This is a genomic window from Streptomyces sp. NPDC104307 (genome assembly GCF_055584045.1).
Genome location: NZ_JBVJMU010000043.1, coordinates 1 through 1,811, shown reverse-complemented (window position 1 = coordinate 1,811; position 1,811 = coordinate 1). Strand labels below are relative to the sequence as shown.

Below are 1,811 nucleotides of genomic sequence, written 5' to 3'. Positions count from 1 at the left end.
ACACCGACCACACCACCTACACCCTCACCGCCACCACCCCCACCCACCCCACCACCCCCACCCTCACCATCAACAACCTCACCCTCCACCCCATCACCGCTGACCAGCTGCGGAGCCCCTCCGCGGTACCGGAAACGCTGCACGCGGTGAACTGGGCCCTTTTGCCCACGGGAGAGCAGACCACGGACGCGGCGAGCGCCGCCGTCATCGCGACCGCCGGCCCGGACCGGGCCAGGGAGCTGGCCGCGGCCTTGGGCGAGGACACCGTGACGTACGCCGGACTGCGCGAACTGCTCGACGCGTTCCCGCAGGGTGACCGCGTGCCGGACGTGGTCTTCCTCGACCGGCGTCGCCGGGACGGCGCGTCGTCGGACCCGGTGGCCGATACGCACAGCGCGGTCGCGGAGACGTTGCGCGCGATCCAACTGTGGCTGGAGGACGAGCGGTTCGCCCGCTCCCGGCTGTGTGTGGTAACCCAGGGCGCCCAGGCCACCAGGCCGGGGGAGGCCGTCACCGATCTGCCGGGGGCCGCTGTGTGGGGCCTGGTGCGTTCGGCACAGAACGAGGCGCCGGGCTGTCTCGCGCTGCTCGACCTCGGTGACGTGGGCAACGAGGACCTTGGTGTTCCGGATGCCCGCGTGCTGCGCGCCGGCGTGGCCGCGTCCGTAGACGAGCCGCAACTCGCCATACGGCAGGGCGAGATATTCGCCAACCGGCTTGTCAAGGCCGCCGCCGACTCCGTTCTCACGCCGCCGGACGGTACAGACGGATGGTGCCTCGGCAGCGCCGGCAAGGGCAGCCTCGACAACGTTGAGCTGGTCGCCTCCCCCTCCGCCACACAGCCGCTGGCAGCAGGGCAGGTGCGGGTGGCCGTCCGTGCGGTCGGGCTCAACTTCCGCGACGTACTGATCGCACTCGGCAGCTACCCCGGCGAGGCCCCGATGGGCAGCGAGGCCGCAGGCGTCGTCGTCGAGACGGGACCCGGCGTGAGCGGGCTGGCCCTCGGCGACCGGGTGATGGGTCTGTTCGGCGACGGCGGCGGGCCGCTGGCCGTGACCGACCACCGCACGCTGGTCCGGGTGCCGGACGGCTGGACGTTCGCCCAGGCCGCCACCGTACCGATCGTCTTCCTGACGGCGTATTACGGTCTGGTGGATCTGGCCGGCGTGCGCCCGGGTGAGTCCGTGCTCATCCACGCCGCTGCCGGCGGTGTCGGCATGGCCGCCGTACAGCTCGCCCGCCACCTCGGAGCCGAGGTCTACGGCACCGCCTCACCCGGCAAACACGACACCCTGCGCGCCCTCGGCATCGACGACGCCCACCTCGCCAACTCCCGCACCCTCGAATTCGAACAGCACTTCCTCGACTCCACCCACGGCCGAGGCATGGACGTCGTCCTCGACGCCCTCGCCAAGGACTTCGTCGACGCATCACTGCGCCTCCTACCACGCGGCGGACGGTTCCTGGAGATCGGCAAGGCGGACATCCGTGACGCCGTACAGGTGGCCGAGCGCCATCACGGCGTCGCCTACCAGCCGTACGACCTGATGGACGCGGGGCCCGAGCGGATCCAGGAAATGCTCGGTGAGCTGGTCGCCCTGTTCGAGGCAGGCGTACTGACGCCACTGCCGGTGCAGGCGTGGGACATCCGCCAGGCCCCCGACGCCTACCGGCACATGAGCCAGGCCCGGCACACCGGAAAGGTCGCCCTTACGGTGCCGAGGCGGCTCGATCCGGACGGCACCGTCCTGATCACCGGCGCCACCGGCCAACTCGCCCAACTCCTCGCCCACCACCTCGTCACCCACCAC

At 71.3% G+C, this 1,811-nt stretch carries 1 protein-coding gene; it reads left to right on the top strand.

Features of this window, described 5'->3' with window-relative positions; genetic code table 11:
• A partial coding sequence (locus ACZ601_RS39060) for a zinc-binding dehydrogenase (RefSeq protein ID WP_469547003.1) occupies window positions 1-1,811 on the top strand: 1,811 nt, incomplete at both ends.